General features: G+C 66.4%; 16 protein-coding genes and 4 tRNA genes. 9 read left to right on the top strand and 11 right to left on the bottom strand.

Going from position 1 to position 15,616, the window contains the following annotated elements:
* Window positions 1-88: 88 nt before the first annotated feature.
* Both LTA6_RS15550 and pdxY read left to right on the top strand, forming a co-directional pair.
* Window positions 89-1,396 carry an aminotransferase class I/II-fold pyridoxal phosphate-dependent enzyme gene (locus LTA6_RS15550; RefSeq protein ID WP_341974685.1) on the top strand — a complete coding sequence of 436 codons (1,308 nt, stop codon included), beginning with the start codon at window positions 89-91 and terminating at the stop codon, window positions 1,394-1,396.
* 35 nt (window positions 1,397-1,431) lie between these two features.
* Window positions 1,432-2,283: a pyridoxal kinase PdxY gene (gene pdxY / locus LTA6_RS15545; RefSeq protein ID WP_407358229.1), complete on the top strand. Its 852-nt coding sequence runs from the start codon at window positions 1,432-1,434 to the stop codon at window positions 2,281-2,283.
* A gap of 2 nt (window positions 2,284-2,285) precedes the next feature.
* Here the strand turns inward: pdxY and LTA6_RS15540 are convergent, their stop codons facing one another.
* The 4 genes from LTA6_RS15540 to LTA6_RS15525 form a co-directional block, all read right to left on the bottom strand.
* Entirely contained in the window at window positions 2,286-2,834 is a 549-nt protein-coding gene (locus LTA6_RS15540) for an HIT family protein (RefSeq protein ID WP_407358228.1), read from the bottom strand.
* Complete coding sequence (gene thrS, locus LTA6_RS15535) at window positions 2,831-4,756, bottom strand: threonine--tRNA ligase (protein ID WP_407359292.1); 1,926 nt, start codon at window positions 4,754-4,756, stop codon at window positions 2,831-2,833. Before thrS ends, LTA6_RS15540 begins: the two co-directional genes overlap by 4 nt.
* A 136-nt stretch (window positions 4,757-4,892) precedes the next feature.
* Window positions 4,893-5,657 (bottom strand): GIN domain-containing protein, encoded by a 765-nt coding sequence (locus LTA6_RS15530; RefSeq protein ID WP_407358227.1) that lies wholly within the window; start codon window positions 5,655-5,657, stop codon window positions 4,893-4,895.
* A 118-nt stretch (window positions 5,658-5,775) separates the two neighbouring features.
* Window positions 5,776-6,465, bottom strand: a complete 690-nt coding sequence (locus tag LTA6_RS15525) for an alpha/beta fold hydrolase (protein ID WP_407358226.1) — start codon at window positions 6,463-6,465, stop codon at window positions 5,776-5,778.
* Window positions 6,466-6,587: 122 nt separating this feature from the next.
* Between LTA6_RS15525 and LTA6_RS15520 the strand changes: the two genes are divergently transcribed.
* The 3 genes from LTA6_RS15520 to LTA6_RS15510 are packed head-to-tail and all read left to right on the top strand — an operon-like array spanning window position 6,588 to window position 8,586.
* Complete coding sequence (locus tag LTA6_RS15520; RefSeq protein WP_407358225.1) at window positions 6,588-7,013, top strand: hypothetical protein; 426 nt, start codon at window positions 6,588-6,590, stop codon at window positions 7,011-7,013.
* On the top strand, window positions 7,010-8,359 hold the full coding sequence (locus tag LTA6_RS15515) for a cryptochrome/photolyase family protein (RefSeq protein ID WP_407358224.1): 1,350 nt from the start codon (window positions 7,010-7,012) through the stop codon (window positions 8,357-8,359). The genes LTA6_RS15520 and LTA6_RS15515 overlap by 4 nt, the downstream gene beginning before the upstream one ends.
* 44 nt (window positions 8,360-8,403) lie before the next feature.
* Window positions 8,404-8,586 carry a hypothetical protein gene (locus LTA6_RS15510; protein ID WP_341974677.1) on the top strand — a complete coding sequence of 61 codons (183 nt, stop codon included), beginning with the start codon at window positions 8,404-8,406 and terminating at the stop codon, window positions 8,584-8,586.
* Window positions 8,587-8,648: 62 nt separating this feature from the next.
* Here LTA6_RS15510 and LTA6_RS15505 read toward each other — a convergent pair.
* From LTA6_RS15505 to LTA6_RS15495, 3 genes are all read right to left on the bottom strand, one after another.
* A tRNA-Val gene (locus LTA6_RS15505) sits at window positions 8,649-8,720 on the bottom strand.
* A gap of 27 nt (window positions 8,721-8,747) precedes the next feature.
* Window positions 8,748-8,818 (bottom strand) — tRNA-Cys (locus LTA6_RS15500).
* 53 nt (window positions 8,819-8,871) lie between these two features.
* Window positions 8,872-8,943 (bottom strand) — tRNA-Gly (locus LTA6_RS15495).
* Between the two features lie 151 nt (window positions 8,944-9,094).
* On the opposite strand from LTA6_RS15495, the gene LTA6_RS15490 reads away from it, so the two are divergent.
* Both LTA6_RS15490 and LTA6_RS15485 read left to right on the top strand, forming a co-directional pair.
* Window positions 9,095-9,170: transfer RNA gene (locus tag LTA6_RS15490), tRNA-Val, on the top strand.
* Window positions 9,171-9,263: 93 nt separating this feature from the next.
* On the top strand, window positions 9,264-9,689 hold the full coding sequence (locus tag LTA6_RS15485; protein WP_407358223.1) for a GIY-YIG nuclease family protein: 426 nt from the start codon (window positions 9,264-9,266) through the stop codon (window positions 9,687-9,689).
* A gap of 69 nt (window positions 9,690-9,758) precedes the next feature.
* On the opposite strand, the gene LTA6_RS15480 is transcribed toward LTA6_RS15485, so the two are convergent.
* On the bottom strand, window positions 9,759-10,145 hold the full coding sequence (locus LTA6_RS15480; RefSeq protein ID WP_341974652.1) for an SPW repeat protein: 387 nt from the start codon (window positions 10,143-10,145) through the stop codon (window positions 9,759-9,761).
* Between the two features lie 234 nt (window positions 10,146-10,379).
* Between LTA6_RS15480 and LTA6_RS15475 the strand changes: the two genes are divergently transcribed.
* Window positions 10,380-11,522: a DUF1611 domain-containing protein gene (locus LTA6_RS15475; RefSeq protein WP_407358222.1), complete on the top strand. Its 1,143-nt coding sequence runs from the start codon at window positions 10,380-10,382 to the stop codon at window positions 11,520-11,522.
* Between the two features lie 24 nt (window positions 11,523-11,546).
* Here LTA6_RS15475 and LTA6_RS15470 read toward each other — a convergent pair whose 3' ends face one another.
* The 3 genes from LTA6_RS15470 to zapE form a co-directional block, all read right to left on the bottom strand.
* Window positions 11,547-12,116 carry a type II toxin-antitoxin system PemK/MazF family toxin gene (locus tag LTA6_RS15470; RefSeq protein ID WP_407358221.1) on the bottom strand — a complete coding sequence of 190 codons (570 nt, stop codon included), beginning with the start codon at window positions 12,114-12,116 and terminating at the stop codon, window positions 11,547-11,549.
* A 23-nt stretch (window positions 12,117-12,139) separates the two neighbouring features.
* Window positions 12,140-13,375, bottom strand: a complete 1,236-nt coding sequence (locus LTA6_RS15465) for an ammonium transporter (protein ID WP_363546911.1) — start codon at window positions 13,373-13,375, stop codon at window positions 12,140-12,142.
* A gap of 114 nt (window positions 13,376-13,489) precedes the next feature.
* Entirely contained in the window at window positions 13,490-14,545 is a 1,056-nt protein-coding gene (gene zapE / locus LTA6_RS15460; RefSeq protein WP_407358220.1) for a cell division protein ZapE, read from the bottom strand.
* Between the two features lie 147 nt (window positions 14,546-14,692).
* Between zapE and LTA6_RS15455 the strand changes: the two genes are divergently transcribed.
* Window positions 14,693-15,586: a sulfurtransferase gene (locus LTA6_RS15455; protein ID WP_407358219.1), complete on the top strand. Its 894-nt coding sequence runs from the start codon at window positions 14,693-14,695 to the stop codon at window positions 15,584-15,586.
* The last annotated feature ends 30 nt before the right edge of the window (window positions 15,587-15,616 follow it).

The following is a 15,616-nucleotide window of genomic DNA, read 5'->3' as shown; positions in this document are numbered from 1 at the left end:
CCTCTCGGGTGAACCAATGATGGTGTTTGATCTATGTCAAAAGATAGCACCGGTCCGGACAATCTAGAATCGGATGACGAGGGGTGACATGAACCACGAGATCACAGGCTCGACTGCGGCCGATATCGCCGCCAGCGTGCGCGGGCTCAGGGAGCGCGGGGCGCTGCGTCCGGGGAGCCCGCTGCCGCCGGTTCGGGAGCTCGCCGCCACGCTCGGAGTCAATCGCAACACCGCCGTCGCCGCGTATCGACAGCTGGCGCAAGCCGGGCTGGTCATCTCGCGCGGACGCGCAGGCACCGTGATCGCCGGCGTCGACGCCGTCGCCCAGGAGGGCTACGCCGCGGACAACGTGCTGCGCGATGTCGGCACCGGCAACCCGGATGCCCGGCTCATCCCCGATCCCTCCCCCGCCCTGGCCACCGTCACCGGCCGCCCCGTGCTCTACGGTGAACCGGTCATCGACGGCGCGCTCGAGACGTGGGCGCGGAACTGGGTGGCGTCCGACCTCGGCGAGTCCGACTTCCGCATCACGATCACCAGCGGGGCGGTGGATGCCGTCGAACGACTTCTCGCGCAGGCGTTGATGCGCGACGACGCCGTGGCACTGGAGGATCCCTGCTTCCTGGCCAGCATCCACACCGTGCGCCTCGGCGGCTACCGGGCGATCGCCGTGCCGGTGGACGATGAGGGGATGACGGTCGACGGTCTGCGCGCGGCACTGGATGCCGGAATCCGTGCGGTGATCTGCACGCCACGCGCGCAGAATCCGACCGGGGCGAGCATGTCCGCGCAGCGTGCGGCCGACCTGCGCGCCGTGCTGGCGGATCACCCCTACGTCCTGATCATCGAGGACGATCATTTCTCGATGCTGTCGCAGCGCCCGCATGAATCCTTGATCGGCCCCGGTCACCGTCGATATGCACTGGTGCGGTCGGTATCGAAGTTCCTCGGCCCCGACATGTGCCTCGCCGTCGCCGCGACCGACCCCGAGACGGCCGAACGGCTGGCCATGCGGCTGAGCCCCGGCACCACGTGGGTGAGTCATCTGCTGCAGCGGCTGACTCTGGCTCAGGTGACCGATCCGGAGGTGATGGCCCGCATCGCCGTTGCCGGACGCCACTACGCCGAGCGCAACGAAGCATTCGCGGCGCGGCTGCGTGAGCTCGGCCTCCGCGTCCCGTCGACGGACGGGCTGAGTCTCTGGGTGGAGCTTCCCCAGCCGGCCCGGCTCGTGTCGGAACGGCTGATGCGCCGTGGGTGGCTGGTGCGCACCGGCGACGACTTCGCTCTCGACGACCGGGCAGAACCGTCTCACCATATTCGTCTGACCGTGCATGACCTGTCGGACGACGACACGGCCACGCTCGTGTCCGATCTGGCAGCGGCGATCCGCTGACGTCATCCGGGACTGTCTGATGGCAGGATCGAAGGATGAAGATCCTCTCCATCCAGTCGGCCGTCGCCTACGGCCACGTCGGCAACTCGGCCGCGGTCTTCCCGCTGCAGCGCATCGGCGTCGAGGTGCTGCCGGTCTACACGGTGAACTTCTCGAACCACACCGGCTACGGCGCCTGGCGGGGTCCTCTGATCGCGCCGGATGACGTTCGTGAGGTCATCACCGGCATCGAGGAGCGCGGCGTCTTCGGCGAGCTCGATGCGGTGCTTTCCGGGTATCAGGGCGGCGAGGGCATCGGAGACGTGATCATCGACGCCGTGTCTCGCGTGAAGGCCGCGAATCCGAAGGCCGTCTACGCGTGCGATCCGGTGATGGGCAACGCGAAGTCGGGGTGCTTCGTGGCACCGGCGATCCCGGTGCTGCTCCGTGAGCGTGTCGTGCCGGTCGCCGACATCATCACGCCGAACCAGTTCGAACTCGGCTTCCTCACCGGCACCGAGCCGGACACGCTCGAATCCACCCTTGCCTCGGCGGACATCGGGCGGGCGATGGGGCCGCGCACGGTCCTCGTCACGAGCGTCGAGCGTCCCGATCGAGAAGAGGGCACGATCGAGATGCTCGCGGTCGACGATGAGGGCGCATGGATCGTGCAGACGCCGCATCTGCCGATGAAGGCGAATGGGTCAGGTGACGTCACCGCAGCGCTGTTCACCGCGCATTACGTGCAGACCGGCAGCGCCCGGACGGCGCTCGAGCGCACGGCATCCAGCGTCTACGATCTCCTCAAGGCGACCCTCGAATCCGGCGAGCGGGAACTCCAGCTCATCGAAGCGCAGGAGTTCTACGCGAATCCGCAGATGCAGTTCACCGCCCGCCAGGTGCGCTGAGGCTACTGCGGCCAGGCCGCAGCCACCGCGTGCCGTACTTCGCCGAGCAGCTGGGGCAGCGCCTTAGTCTTCGCGATGATCGGGAAGAAGTTGGCATCGGATGTCCACCGCGGCACCACGTGCTGGTGCAGATGGCCGTCGACTCCGGCTCCGGCGACGGCGCCCTGATTCATGCCGAGGTTGAATCCGTCGCAACGCGAGACCTCACGGAGGACCCGCATCGCCGTCTGCGTCAGCGCACCGATCTCGGCGACCTCTTCCGCCGTGGCCTGGTCGTACGTCGCGATGTGCCGGTACGGGCACACCAGCAGATGACCTGAGTTGTACGGGAAGAGGTTCAGCAGCACGTAGGCCGTCTTTCCGCGGGCCACGATGAGCCGGTCGACATCTTCGTGCTTCGGGGCCTCGCAGAACGGGCACTCCTCGCGCAACGGCTCGGGCCCCGCCTGGATGTACGCCATCCGGTGCGGGGTCCACAGCCGCTGGAACTCGTCCGGGACACCGGCGAGGTGCCCGGACGCCTCCAGCGGCTGCTCCGGCGTATCTGTCACGCCAGATCCCCTACTGTCTGCACGAGCGTGTGCGCGTCGATGGCGGCACGGATGCGAGCCACGGCATCCGCGATAGGCACGCCGTTCTCCTGGGTGCCGTCACGGTAGCGGAACGAGACCGTCCCAGCGTTCCGGTCCTGCTCCCCCGCGATCAGCAGCAGCGGGACCTTGCCGGTCGTGTGCGTGCGGATCTTCTTCTGCATCCGGTCGTCGGAGACGTCGAGTTCCGCACGGACGCCGTGGGATCGCAGGGTATCGATGACCTCGCCGAGGTAGTCGGCGTAGTCGTCTGCGATCGGGATGCCGACCACCTGCAGCGGCGAGAGCCACACCGGGAAGTCACCGGCGTAGTGCTCGAGCAGGATGGCGAAGAATCGCTCGATCGAGCCGAACAGCGCACGGTGGATCATGATCGGGCGCTTCCTCTGCCCGTCCTTGTCCATGAACTCGAGGTCGAAGCGCTCCGGCAGGTTCGGGTCGACCTGAACCGTCGAGAGCTGCCACACACGACCGATGGCGTCGCGCGTCTTCAGGTCGATCTTCGGGCCGTAGAAGGCGGCTTCGCCGGGAACTTCTGTCAGCTTCAGACCGGATGCCACGGCGACGCGTCGCAGGGCATCCGTCGAGCTCTCCCAGAACTCGTCGGAGCCGATCCACTTCGACTTCTCGTCGTCCTTCATCGACAGCTCGAGCTCGAAATCGGTGAGGCCGAAATCGCGCAGCATCGAGAGGATGAACTCGAGGACCTTGGCGACCTCTTCTTCGAGCTGATCGGGGGTGACGAAGAGGTGCGAGTCGTCCTGGGTGAAACCGCGCACACGGGTCAGGCCGTGCAGCGCCCCGGAGAGCTCATTGCGGTACACGGTGCCGTTCTCCGCGAATCGCAGGGGCAGGTCGCGGTAGCTGCGCGCGCGTTCCTTGTAGATCAGGATGTGCATCGGGCAGTTCATCGGCTTCAGGTAGTAGTCCTGGCCCTGCTTGGTGATCTCACCGTTCTCGTCGCGCTCCTCGTCCATGACGATCGGCGGGAACATGCCCTCCTTGTACGTGACGAGGTGGTTCGAGGTCAGGAAGAGGTCTTCCTTCGAGATGTGCGGCGTGTAGACGTAGGTGTAGCCGCCCTCGATGTGGCGCTTACGTGCGTGCTGCTCCATCTCGCCGCGGATCATGCCGCCACGCGGATGCCAGACGCTCAGGCCCGATCCGATCTCCTCGGGGAACGAGAACAGGTCGAGTTCCTTGCCCAGGCGACGGTGATCGCGCTTCGCGGCCTCCTCCAGCCGGTGCTGGTAGGCGCGCAGCTCATCCTTCGACGGCCAGGCCGTGCCGTAGATGCGCTGCAGCTGCGGGTTCTTCTCGCTGCCGCGCCAGTAGGCGGCGGCGATGCGGGTGAGGTCCCAGCCGTTGCCGATCATGCGGGTGTTCGGCAGGTGCGGCCCTCGGCAGAGGTCCTTCCAGACGACCTCGCCGTCGCGGGTGGTGTTGTCGTAGATCGTGAGTTCGCCCTCGCCGACCTCGACGGAGGCGCCTTCTGCTGCTTCCTTACCGCCCTTGAGTCCGATCAACTCGAGCTTGAAGGGCTCATCGGCGAGTTCCACGCGCGCCTCGTCGTCCGTGACGACGCGACGGACGAACCGCTGTCCCTCGCGGACGATGCGCTGCATCTCCTTGGTGACGGCCTTGAGATCTTCCGGGGTGAACGGGTGCTCGACGCCGAAGTCGTAGTAGAAGCCGTCGGTGATGGGCGGGCCGATGCCGAGATTCGCCTGCGGGTTGATCCGCTGCACCGCCTGCGCGAGCACGTGGGCCGCCGAGTGACGGAGGATGTTCAATCCGTCTGGACTGTCGATCGTGACCGGCTCGACCTCGTCGCCGTCGGTCAGTGTCGTCGCGAGGTCCTTGAGAGTGCCGTTGACGCGCATGGCGACGACGGATCGATCAGAGAACAGGGCGAAGCCGTCTTTCGGCTGGGCATCTTCAGGCACAGAGAATCTCCATCTAGAGGGTCATCTCCAGGTTACTCGCCCGCGCGGTGCCGGCCCGCCTCGCGAACCCGCCTCAGCGCTGCACGAGGTCGCCCGAGCCGGAGATGCTCTTCGTCAGGCGCGGATCACCGGAGTACTCGACGTCGCCGCTCCCGTCGATGATCACGTCGAGCGTGTCGGAGACGAGCAGCTCGGCATCGCCGGCGCCGCGCGTGACGATCCGCGTATTGGCGCTCTGCAGCTCGAGGGCCTCGTAACCGCCTGACCCTCGGATCTCGACGATCTGATCCGTGGTGCTGCCATTGATGCTGATGCCGCCGGAGCCGTCGATCCGCGCGGTGAGTGCTCTGACCGCCGCATCCGCGGTTATCGAACCCGAACCGTCGACGGTGAGCGAGGCAGTCTGTCCGTCGATTCCGGTGGCATCGACGCTCCCTGATCCTTTGACGAGGATGATCGGGTCGGATGCCCCGGCGAAGTCGGCCGTGGCGTCGCCCGAGCCCAGCACGGATAGTGAGGCCAGCGAGGTCACGGTGAGGTCGTAACGGATCTCGCCGAGGTACTCGAAGAACTCCCCTTGCGTGCCGAGGCGCAGCACACCGGCGGACACTTCCACGGTGAGCAGATCGATCACCTTCGCTCCGGCAGTCACCGTCAGCGATGGTGCGTTCCCCAGCGTGATGTGAAGGCTGCCGCCCGTATCCAGCTCGACAGCGGACACATCGTCGATCGTCAGGCTCTCGGTGACTCTGGGGCCTGCGCCGAACGACGTGCATCCGGTGAGCGCCGAACCGATGAGAAGGACGGCAGCAGAGAGGACGAGAAGACGTGATCGCATGGGCGTCAGCCTAGGCTCGCGCTCCGATGCCTCGACAGCTACGCGGGTATCAAATCTCCGTCCTACCCGGGTATGGGGGCGACTGCGCAGCGACGACGCCCGCCGGGAACTCTGACGCCTACTCTCGTCGCTCCGATACCCGTTCGAGCGCATCGGCCACCTCTTCGGGGTGGCTCAGCGGAGCGCAATGGCTTCCTGGAATCTCCTCCGGCTCGATACCCAATCGGCCCCGCACCATGCGACGCATGAAAGCGGCAGGGAAGAACCGGTCATCGCGACAGAGGAGAAAGGCCGCCAGCACGTCCGGTAGCGCATCCCGCGGCCACGGCGTCGACATGGCCGCCGCCGAAGGATGCGCCCGCTCGCGCGACATCGCCTCTTCGGCAAGCACACGAGGAACGTCGTGATAGAAGCTGATGAACGGATCGCTGTTGCCCGTGAGCCCGCCATCGACGGCGGCTTGCGCGGTCACCGCCTCGGCGGAGCCGGTGTTCCCCCACCACTCCTCCGGCGATTCGCCGGGCCGCGGCACCATGCCCGCGAGGAAGACGATCTGCTCCACCGGCCGGAGCGCGGCCACCAGCGGAGCGGTGAAGCCTCCGAACGAGTGCCCCACGACAACCAGGCTCGTTCCTTCTTCGATGTCGGCGACGGCCGCCTCGGCGTAGTCGTCCAGCGTCAGCGAGTCATCGTCGCCTGGCAGGTCAGGGGCGAAGACCCGGTGCCCTCGTGACTCCAGAGCGGCTTGCACGCGATGCCAAGCCCACCCGGTGTCGCCTCCCCCGTGAATGAGCAGGAATGTCGTCATGATGCAGCCTCCTCGATGCCCGCCCCGCTGACGCGGCGAGCTTCGCTCCGTTGTGACGATGGTAGGCAACGCCGCTCATGAAGTGAAGAAGTGGCTCCAGGTGTCACATGTAGCGTGAAGAGATGAGCAGAGCAATCGCACGATGGGCCCTTGCGATCGCGCTGGGAGCGATCGGAATCGCGCATTTCGTCTCCAGTCGTGGCTTTCGCGTCGTCGTGCCGGATTGGGCGACGCGGATGACCCGGCTCGACAAGGATGCGATCGTCATCGCCTCGGGAGCCGCTGAAGTCGCACTCGCCGCTGGTCTGCTCACTCTGCCGAAGGAACGACGACGAATCGGATGGGCGACCGCCGCCTTCTTCGTGGCCGTGTTCCCCGGCAACGTCCATCAGTGGCGCACCCAGCGCTCAACGCCCGGGCTCGACACCGATGCCAAGCGACTCGGCCGGCTGTTCCTGCAGCCGCTGCTCGTGCTCTGGGCCCTCTGGGCCACCGGCGAACAGACGACCTCGACCGCGAGGCGTCGCCGGATGAGGAGTCCGCGGTGACCTCCCCGTCGCTCGTCTGGTTCCGCGATGATCTGCGGATCACCGACAACCCCGCGCTGCACGCAGCGATCGAGCGCGGCGAGCCTGTCGTGGCGCTCTACGTCCTCGACGAGCAGTCGCCGGGAATGCGGCCGCTGGGCGGCGCCGCGCGGTGGTGGCTTCATCACTCGCTCGCATCCCTCGCGGAGCGGCTGCGCGAACGCGGCGCACAGCTGATCCTGCGTCGGGGACCGGCAGACCGCATCCTGCGTGAAGTCGTGAGCGACCTCGGCGCCGCTGCGGTGTTCTGGAACCGACGCTACGGGGGCGCGGAACGTGCCATCGATGCGCACCTGAAGTCGTCGCTACGGGCGGATGGGATCGAGGTCGCGTCGTTCGCCGCCTCCCTGCTCCACGAACCGTGGACCGTGACGACCGGCGGCGGGACGCACTATTCGGTGTTCACCCCCTTCTGGCGCGCGTGCCTCGCCCTGCCGACGCCCCGTATGCCCCTTGCGGAGCCGCGCGAGATCGACGGATGGCGATCGGATGCGGCATCCGATGCGCTTGACGACTGGGACCTGCTGCCCGCACGACCCGACTGGGCAGAAGGGCTTCGGGAGACGTGGGAGCCCGGCGAGCCGGCCGCTCGACGACGACTTCGCGAGTTCCTCGAGGAGGACCTCCCCGCGTACGACCGCGCTCGGGACGAGCCGTCGGCAGGTGCGACATCGCTGCTGTCCCCACGGCTGAGGTGGGGCGAGCTGAGCCCCTTCACGGTCTGGCATGAGGCGACCGCCGTCGACGGGGCTGGAGGCTTCCTGTCGGAGCTCGGGTGGCGTGAGTTCGCCTGGCACTCGCTGTACCACTTCCCGGGCCTTGCCACGGAGAATCTGCGTCGGGAGTTCGATGCGTTTCCGTGGCCGCGCCTCGACCAGGCGCATCTGGAGTCCTGGCAGCGCGGTCGCACCGGCGTCCCCCTCGTCGACGCAGGAATGAGAGAGCTCTGGCGCACCGGCTACATGCACAACCGCGTGCGCATGGTCACCGCGTCGTTCCTCGTGAAGAACCTTCTCGTCGATTGGCGACGCGGCGAAGAGTGGTTCTGGGACACCTTGGTCGACGCCGATGGCGCGAACAACCCGTTCAATTGGCAGTGGGTGGCAGGTTCCGGTGCGGATGCCGCACCGTACTTCCGCATCTTCAACCCCGAGTTGCAGGCGAAGAAGTTCGACGCCCAGGGCCTGTATGTCTCACAATGGGCACCGGACTCCGGCGCTGAGGCGATCGTGGATCTGCGCGAGACGCGAAATGCAGCGCTCGACGCCTACGACGTCGTGAAACGGGCGGCGCGCGACAGCGGGTGACCGGCGCGGCGTGCATCGTTCAGTCGCGGGTTTACTCTGGGCGCATGGACAACGGGTCGTTTCTCTTCGCGTTCATCGCCGTGCCGTTCTGGCTCGGCCTGGCCGCCGGCGCAGTGGTCGCGGTGTTTGGCCTCGCATTCGGCCTTGTGTTCGCCATCAACTCGTTGATCGGCGCGGTGATCTCGGGTCTCATCGCATCTCATCGGGCGCGCCGCGCGAACCGCTAGGACTGGAAGGTGGTCTCTCGCCGGAAACGCAAAAACCCCCGGAAAACCGGGGGTTTTGTCTGTGCGCGATACTGGGATCGAACCAGTGACCTCTTCCGTGTCAGGGAAGCGCGCTACCGCTGCGCCAATCGCGCCCGTTTGGGCTATTCATTTTTGCGACGAGGTGGCGACGGGATTCGAACCCGTGTAAACGGCTTTGCAGGCCGGTGCCTAGCCGCTCGGCCACGCCACCGTGTGGATTGACCCCACGTGCTTCGAGTCTCCAAGAGAAACTCACTGCACTCGAGCGGATGACGAGATTCGAACTCGCGACCCTCACCTTGGCAAGGTGATGCGCTACCACTGCGCTACATCCGCATTTTGTTCCCGGTTGTCCCGGGCACTTATGAAACATTAGCCGAAGATCGCCGCATGGCCAAACCGGCCGCGTATCTCGCGCGTGTCTCTCAGAGTGGTCAGCGAGACGAGTTCGAGTCAGGTAATATCGGTTGTCGACCCCCTGGGTCATGGGCGATTGGCGCAGTTGGTAGCGCGCTTCCTTCACACGGAAGAGGTCATCGGTTCGAGTCCGGTATCGCCCACCACTACCCCCGAGATCATCGATCTTCGGGGGTTTTCGCTGTCCAGGACTCTGTCAGGCCAACGCAGTGTCGCAACCCGCGCGTACCGTCGACCCCGTGGTGACGAACAGCCGGCTACCCGGTCCCTGCAACCTCTGCGCCAACGAGTTCGGGGCTCGCATCGGCGGGGCCTGGATATGCGCGGTATGCGGCTGGCGATACGGCGACGTTCCCGACCATGATCTCCCCCGACCCGTGATCGAGGTCGTCTACTACATCCGCTACGACCGCAGAGTGAAGATCGGAACGAGTCGACGTCCCCGTCAGCGACTGGCGAGCATCCGGCATGAAGAGCTGCTCGCGTTCGAGCGCGGCGGGCGTCCTGTCGAACAGCGGCGGCATCGGGAGTTCGCGGCGGCTCGCGAAGGCGGCGAGTGGTTCACGCTCACCGCCGACCTCCGTGCCCACATCAGTACCCTTCGGAAACACGGCGACCCCTGGTCGCTCTACGCACGGTGGTTGAGCGAAGCGCTGCGATCGTGATCCTCACCCGCCCAGAGATCACGTGAAAGGACGGCTCCCCAGGGCCGTGAGGCCCCGGGGAAGCCACCCTCAGGCGGTAGCGACGCGCGCGCGAGCACCTGCCGGCTGCGGCTGTGAGAACAGCACGACGACGATGACGGCGGCGCCGACGACCACGTGCGGCAGCCAGACGTTCAATGCTTCGCCGGCGAACCCGAAGATCCACGGCGAAAGGGCGAGAAACAGACTGGCAGCGACGTCGAAGACGAGGTGCACCGGCATCGGGATGAACCCGAACGGTCCCCACTCGTACTTCGTGAACAGGCTGTAGACGATGAGGCCGACGCCGAGGACGATCGGGATGACGACGGCCGCGCCGCCGACGGACGCGAATCCGAAGACCCAGGGGGCGGCGATGAGAGCGACGCCGACGATGTAGTCGAGAATGCCGTGGACCTTGGTCGGGATGAAACGCATGATTCCTCCTTGGGATGCGGCCGCGGAAGCGACTCACAGAGAGTTCGGCGTGCGAGGCCCATCGGATTGGATCGCGGTCGTGCGTCCGTGATTCACAGCCGCTGCGGATACGCGCCTGCTACGGTGCAGTAGTCGGCATTTTGCCGATCATCAGGGAAGACTTCTCGTCGACCGACAGCTTTCAACGGCCCTCCGTTTCTTGTCGCCTCCTCTGTGCGACCGTTGAGGAACCCGATGAATTCGTCGTCCCCAGTCCATACGACCGTGCTCAGTGACGCGGCAATCCTTCCCGTCGGCGCCACCGCAGTGGTCTACTGCGAAGGCCAGTTCGGCGAGCAGGACGGCAAGACCGCGAACGGTCTCATCCGCCACTCCGAGAAGTACGACATCCTCAGCGTGATCGACAGCACGCGGGCAGGTGCCGACGCCGGGATGTTCCTCGACGGCACCCCCAACGGCATCCCGATCCTCGCGAACCTCGCACAGTCCGTCGTTCACGCCGACCGCGTCCCGGACTACCTGATCTGCGGCGTTGCCCCGGCCGACGGTCTCCTCTCGCCCGCGCAGCGCGTCGTCCTGCTCGACGGGATCGCCCGCGGCATGCACATCATCAACGGGCTGCATGAGTTCCTGAACGATGACGCCGAGTTCGCTGCCGCCGCATTGCTGGCCGGCGTCACCATCACCGACGTCCGTCGACCGCGCAGCATGCACGAACTCCACCTGTTCTCCGGTCGGATCTTCGATGTCACCTGCCCGCGCATCGCGGTGCTCGGCACCGACGGCGCGATCGGCAAGCGCACGACCTCGACTCTCCTGGTGCAGGCGCTGAATGCGCGCGGCATCCACGCCGTGATGGTCGGCACCGGGCAGACGACGATCATCCAGGGCGGCAAGTACGGCGTGGCCCTCGACGCACTCGTGCCGCAGTACTGCTCGGGTGAGGTGGAGAACCAGGTCGTCGCCGCGTTCGAAGGCGAGAATCCCGACATCATCGTCGTCGAGGGCCAGGGCGCGCTCAGCCACCCTGCCTACATCACTTCGGCACACATCCTCCGCGGCAGCCAGCCCGCAGGCGTCATCGTCCAGCACGCCCCGAAACGGCGCACGCTCGGCGACTTCCCCATGGTCAAGATGCCCACAGTCGCCAGCGAGGTCGCATTGATCGAGGCGTTCGCCGACACGAAGGTCATCGGCATCACCGTCAATCACGAGGGCATGGCCGCCGACGAGATCGGCGAGGCCATCGACGCCATCGAACTCGAACTCGGCCTTCCGGCCACCGATCCGCTGACCAGGCCCCTGAACGATCTCGTCGAGATGGTGCTGCAGGCCTTCCCGCAGCTCGCGCACGCGCCGCTTGCGACGCGCGTCTGAGCGCCGGCGCCAGGGGCGAGGCCCCTACTCCCCCGCTCGCCACCCGTAGCGATCCCTGAGCGCTGCGGTCACACGACCGTAGCGCTGGGGGTCGAGCACAGCGGCCTCTCGGCGCAATCCGTCCTCGTGCACGCTGTACAGCTGCTCGATGTCGACCCAGGATTCGCGACCTTGCGCATCCCAGGAACCTGAACCGATGGACAGGTAGTCGCGGTCACCGTCATGCGAGCGACTGGTCATGCGGACGGCGTACACGCGCTCCGCTGACGCGCGAGCGATCACCAGCACAGGACGATCCTTGCCGCGACCGTCATTCTCCTCATAGGGCACCCAGGTCCAGACGATCTCTCCGGCATCCGGGGCGCCGTCCTGGTCCGGCGCATAGGCGATCCGCAGATCACGGACGCCGTCGGGGTCGACGCGTGCCGTCGCGGTGTCGCCGTCGCGTCCGCGATCAGCGATCTCCTCGCCGGCCGGCCGCAGACGCGCATCCGGCCGTCTCGGGCGCACAGGCGTCCGAGACGGCCGCTCAGATCCGAGTGCCTTGAGCAGGATCTCGGCGAGGGTGGCCAGGATGCTCTTCGAGGAAGTCACCCGGCCACCCTAGCCGCACGTCACTACTCCGCGAGGGCGTAGCCCTCTTCGCCGTGCACGACCAGGTCGACGCCGGCGATCTCGTCCTCGTTCGTGACGCGGAAGCCGATCGTCTTCTCAATGGCGAAGCCGATGATGAAGGAGACGATGAACGAGTAGAGCAGCACTCCGCCGGCTGCGATCGCCTGCACCGTGAGCAGCCGCAGATCGCCGCCGGTGAACAGGCCCTGCTCCGTGGCGAAGAATCCCAGGTAGAGCGTCCCGAGAAGACCGCCGACGAGGTGGATTCCGACGACGTCGAGCGAGTCGTCGAAGCCGAGACGGAACTTCAGCTCGACCGCCAGGGCGCAGGCGATACCGGAGAGCGCGCCGAGCAGCAGCGCCCAACCGGGGCTGAGGTTCGCGCAGGCAGGCGTGATCGCGACCAGACCCGCGACCGCACCGGAGGCGGCACCGACCGAGGTGGCCTTGCCGTCCTTGATGCGCTCGACCAGGATCCAGCCGAGGATCGCGGCGGCCGTGGCACCCAGGGTGTTGATGCCGATCAGTCCGACCTTGCCCATGTCTTCGGAGAGCCATTCAGCACCCGCGTTGAAACCGAACCAGCCGAACCAGAGGAGCGCCGCACCGAGCAGCGTCAGCGGGACGTTGTGCGGCTTGAGGATGCCCTTCTGGAACCCGATGCGCTTGCCGAGCACGAGGGCGAGCGCCAGAGCGGCGGCACCGGCATTGATGTGGACCGCGGTGCCACCGGCGTAGTCGATCACGGCGATGCCGCTGTCCTCACCGAACAGGGTGGTGCCGAGGTTCATGATCCAGCCGCCGCCCCAGACCCATGCGGCGACCGGGAAGTAGCCGACAGTGGCGAACACGCCGGCGAAGATGAGCCACGGGCCGAAGCGTGCGCGGTCCGCGATGGCTCCTGAGATCAGGGCGACCGTGATGATCGCGAAGGTCGCGCCATACGCGACGCCGATGAGTGCGACGTTGGAGCCTTCACCGCTGGCGAGGCCGTTCAGCCCGAAGTCGGCGAAGGGATTGCCCGCGAACTGGCCGGGGCTCTCGACCGCGCTCATCGAGAATCCGAAGAGCACCCAGAGCACGGCCACCAGCCCGATAGAGCCGAAGCTCATCATCATCATGCTGACGACGCTCTTCGCCTTGACCAGGCCACCGTAGAAGAAGGCGACGCCGGGCGTCATCAGCAGGACAAGGGCGGTCGCGGTGATCGCCCAGGAGATGTTGCCGGGTGAATCCATGTCAAACCTCACATTCGGGTAACTGAGAGCTTCAGTGTGGAGATGCTCGGTTACCGATGTGAGCGAGGTGTGTTTCGGGGACGTTACGCCGTGCGGCGGCGTGTGAACTTCGTGTTACGCGGGGCTGCTGTCCTGCGCAGAATGCGTCAACGCGTTGAGGCGGGAGATGGCGCGCAGGTACTTCTTGCGGTAACCACCACCGAGCATCTCGTCCGCGAACACCTGCTCCAGGCTGACCCCCGTCGCGACGATCGGGATCTGCGCGTCGTATACGCGGTCCACGAAGGCCACGAAACGCAGCGCCTCGGACTGATCGGTGAGCACATGCACGTCACGCAGCCCGACGAGGTCGAGCCCGTCGATCACCCGCAGGTACCGCGACGGGTGCACGCGAGCGAGGTGGCGGATGACATCACCGAACACGTCGTCGGATGCGGTCCCCGCGCTGCCGGCATCCGTCACCGCGCGGGCGTACTGACCCTGATCGCTGACCACGGCATGTCCGTCGAGGGCGCGCTGGCGGAAGTCCACGCCGTCGATGCGCAGCGTCTGGAAGCTGTCCGACATCGCATGGATCTCGCGGAGGAAGTCCTGTGCGGCGAAGCGCCCTTCACCGAGGGCATTGGGCGGGGTGTTCGAGGTCGCCGCGAGCCGGGTGCCGGTCGGAACGAGCTCGCCGAGCAGTCGCGTCATCACCATCGTGTCGCCCGGATCGTCGAGCTCGAATTCGTCGATGCAGATCAGGTCTGCGCCCTTGAGGAGGTCGACGGTGTTCTTGTAGCCGAGAGCTCCGACCAGCGCGGTGTACTCGATGAAGGATCCGAAGTACTTCCGACGGGCCGGCATCGCGTGATAGATCGATGCGAGGAGGTGAGTCTTTCCGACCCCGAACCCGCCGTCCAGGTAGACGCCGGGCTTCAGTTCCGGTTCCTTCTTCGCTCGGCTGAAGAAGCCGCCTCGCTTCGCAGGCGTTCCACGCCCCGCGAAGCGGGCCAGGGTTTCCTTCGCCTCTTCCTGAGAGGGGTAGGCAGCATCGACACGGTAGCTGTCGAACGTCGCGGTATCGAACTGCGGGGGCGGCACGAGGCTCGCCAGCATCTCGGGACCCGTCACATTGGGCTGGCGCTCGGTCAGGTGCACGATGCCTGGGCGGCTCGTCGTCTCAGTCATTCGGTTCCTGAATCGGGGGCTGGCTGTGTCGAAGTCTTACGAATCGGGTGCAGCGCACACAGCGGGGATCTATCGTCGAAGGGACGGCTCCAACCTTACGCCGTCGGCATCCGCACCATCGCTCGCCCACCCTTTGAGGAGACCCCCGTGGCCATCGAGTTCGATACGACTTCCGCCAAGTTCGCCGAATACGCCGAACCCGGCCGACTCGTGACCACCGAGTGGCTCGCGGAGCGCCTCGGAACACCCGGCCTCGTCGTGGTCGAGTCCGATGAAGACGTCCTTCTCTATGAGACCGGCCACATTCCCGGTGCGGTGAAGGTCGACTGGCACACCGAGCTCAACGACCCCGTCGTGCGCGACTACGTCGACGGCGAGGGCTTTGCCGCTCTCCTCAGCCGCAAGGGCATCTCACGCGACGACACGGTCGTGATCTACGGCGACAAGAACAATTGGTGGGCGGCATACGCGCTCTGGGTCTTCTCCCTCTTCGGACACGAGGATGTGCGACTGCTCGACGGTGGCCGCGACCGCTGGATCTCGGAGGGACGGGAGATCACGCGCGACAACCCGACTCCGACGGCGACCGTCTACCCGGTGGTCGAACGCGACGATTCGATCATCCGCGCCTACAAGGAAGACGTTCTCGCGCACATCGGCAATCCCCTGATCGATGTGCGCTCGCCCGAGGAATACAGCGGTGAGCGCACCACGGCTCCTGCCTACCCCGACGAGGGAGCGCTGCGTGCCGGTCACATCCCCACCGCGCAGAGCGTCCCTTGGGCGAAGGCAGTGGCCGAGGACGGCGGTTTCAAGAACCGCGCCGAACTCGACGCCATCTACCGCGACGGTGCCGGCCTCCGCGATGGGGACGACGTGGTGGCATACTGCCGTATCGGTGAGCGCTCGAGCCACACGTGGTTCGTACTCACGCACCTCCTCGGCTTCGAGAACGTCCGCAACTACGACGGCTCCTGGACGGAGTGGGGCAGTGCCGTGCGCGTGCCGATCGTCACGGGCACGGAGCCGGGCGCACTCTGAGCACGTGAGTCGCTGGCCGTGGGAGAATGT

The organism is Microbacterium sp. LTA6, assembly GCF_045690355.1.
In the GTDB taxonomy this organism is placed as follows: domain Bacteria; phylum Actinomycetota; class Actinomycetes; order Actinomycetales; family Microbacteriaceae; genus Microbacterium.
This window is presented reverse-complemented; position numbering and strand designations above follow the sequence as displayed.

Coding starts and splice junctions, on each gene's coding strand:
- LTA6_RS15550 (WP_341974685.1), top strand. CDS start 89: ATGAACCACGAGATCACAGGCTCGACTGCGGCCGATATCGCCGCCAGC.
- pdxY (WP_407358229.1), top strand. CDS start 1,432: ATGAAGATCCTCTCCATCCAGTCGGCCGTCGCCTACGGCCACGTCGGC.
- thrS (WP_407359292.1), bottom strand. CDS start 4,756: ATGCGCGTCAACGGCACTCTCAAGGACCTCGCGACGACACTGACCGAC.
- LTA6_RS15530 (WP_407358227.1), bottom strand. CDS start 5,657: ATGCGATCACGTCTTCTCGTCCTCTCTGCTGCCGTCCTTCTCATCGGT.
- LTA6_RS15525 (WP_407358226.1), bottom strand. CDS start 6,465: ATGACGACATTCCTGCTCATTCACGGGGGAGGCGACACCGGGTGGGCT.
- LTA6_RS15520 (WP_407358225.1), top strand. CDS start 6,588: ATGAGCAGAGCAATCGCACGATGGGCCCTTGCGATCGCGCTGGGAGCG.
- LTA6_RS15510 (WP_341974677.1), top strand. CDS start 8,404: ATGGACAACGGGTCGTTTCTCTTCGCGTTCATCGCCGTGCCGTTCTGG.
- LTA6_RS15480 (WP_341974652.1), bottom strand. CDS start 10,145: ATGCGTTTCATCCCGACCAAGGTCCACGGCATTCTCGACTACATCGTC.
- LTA6_RS15475 (WP_407358222.1), top strand. CDS start 10,380: ATGAATTCGTCGTCCCCAGTCCATACGACCGTGCTCAGTGACGCGGCA.
- LTA6_RS15465 (WP_363546911.1), bottom strand. CDS start 13,375: ATGGATTCACCCGGCAACATCTCCTGGGCGATCACCGCGACCGCCCTT.
- zapE (WP_407358220.1), bottom strand. CDS start 14,545: ATGACTGAGACGACGAGCCGCCCAGGCATCGTGCACCTGACCGAGCGC.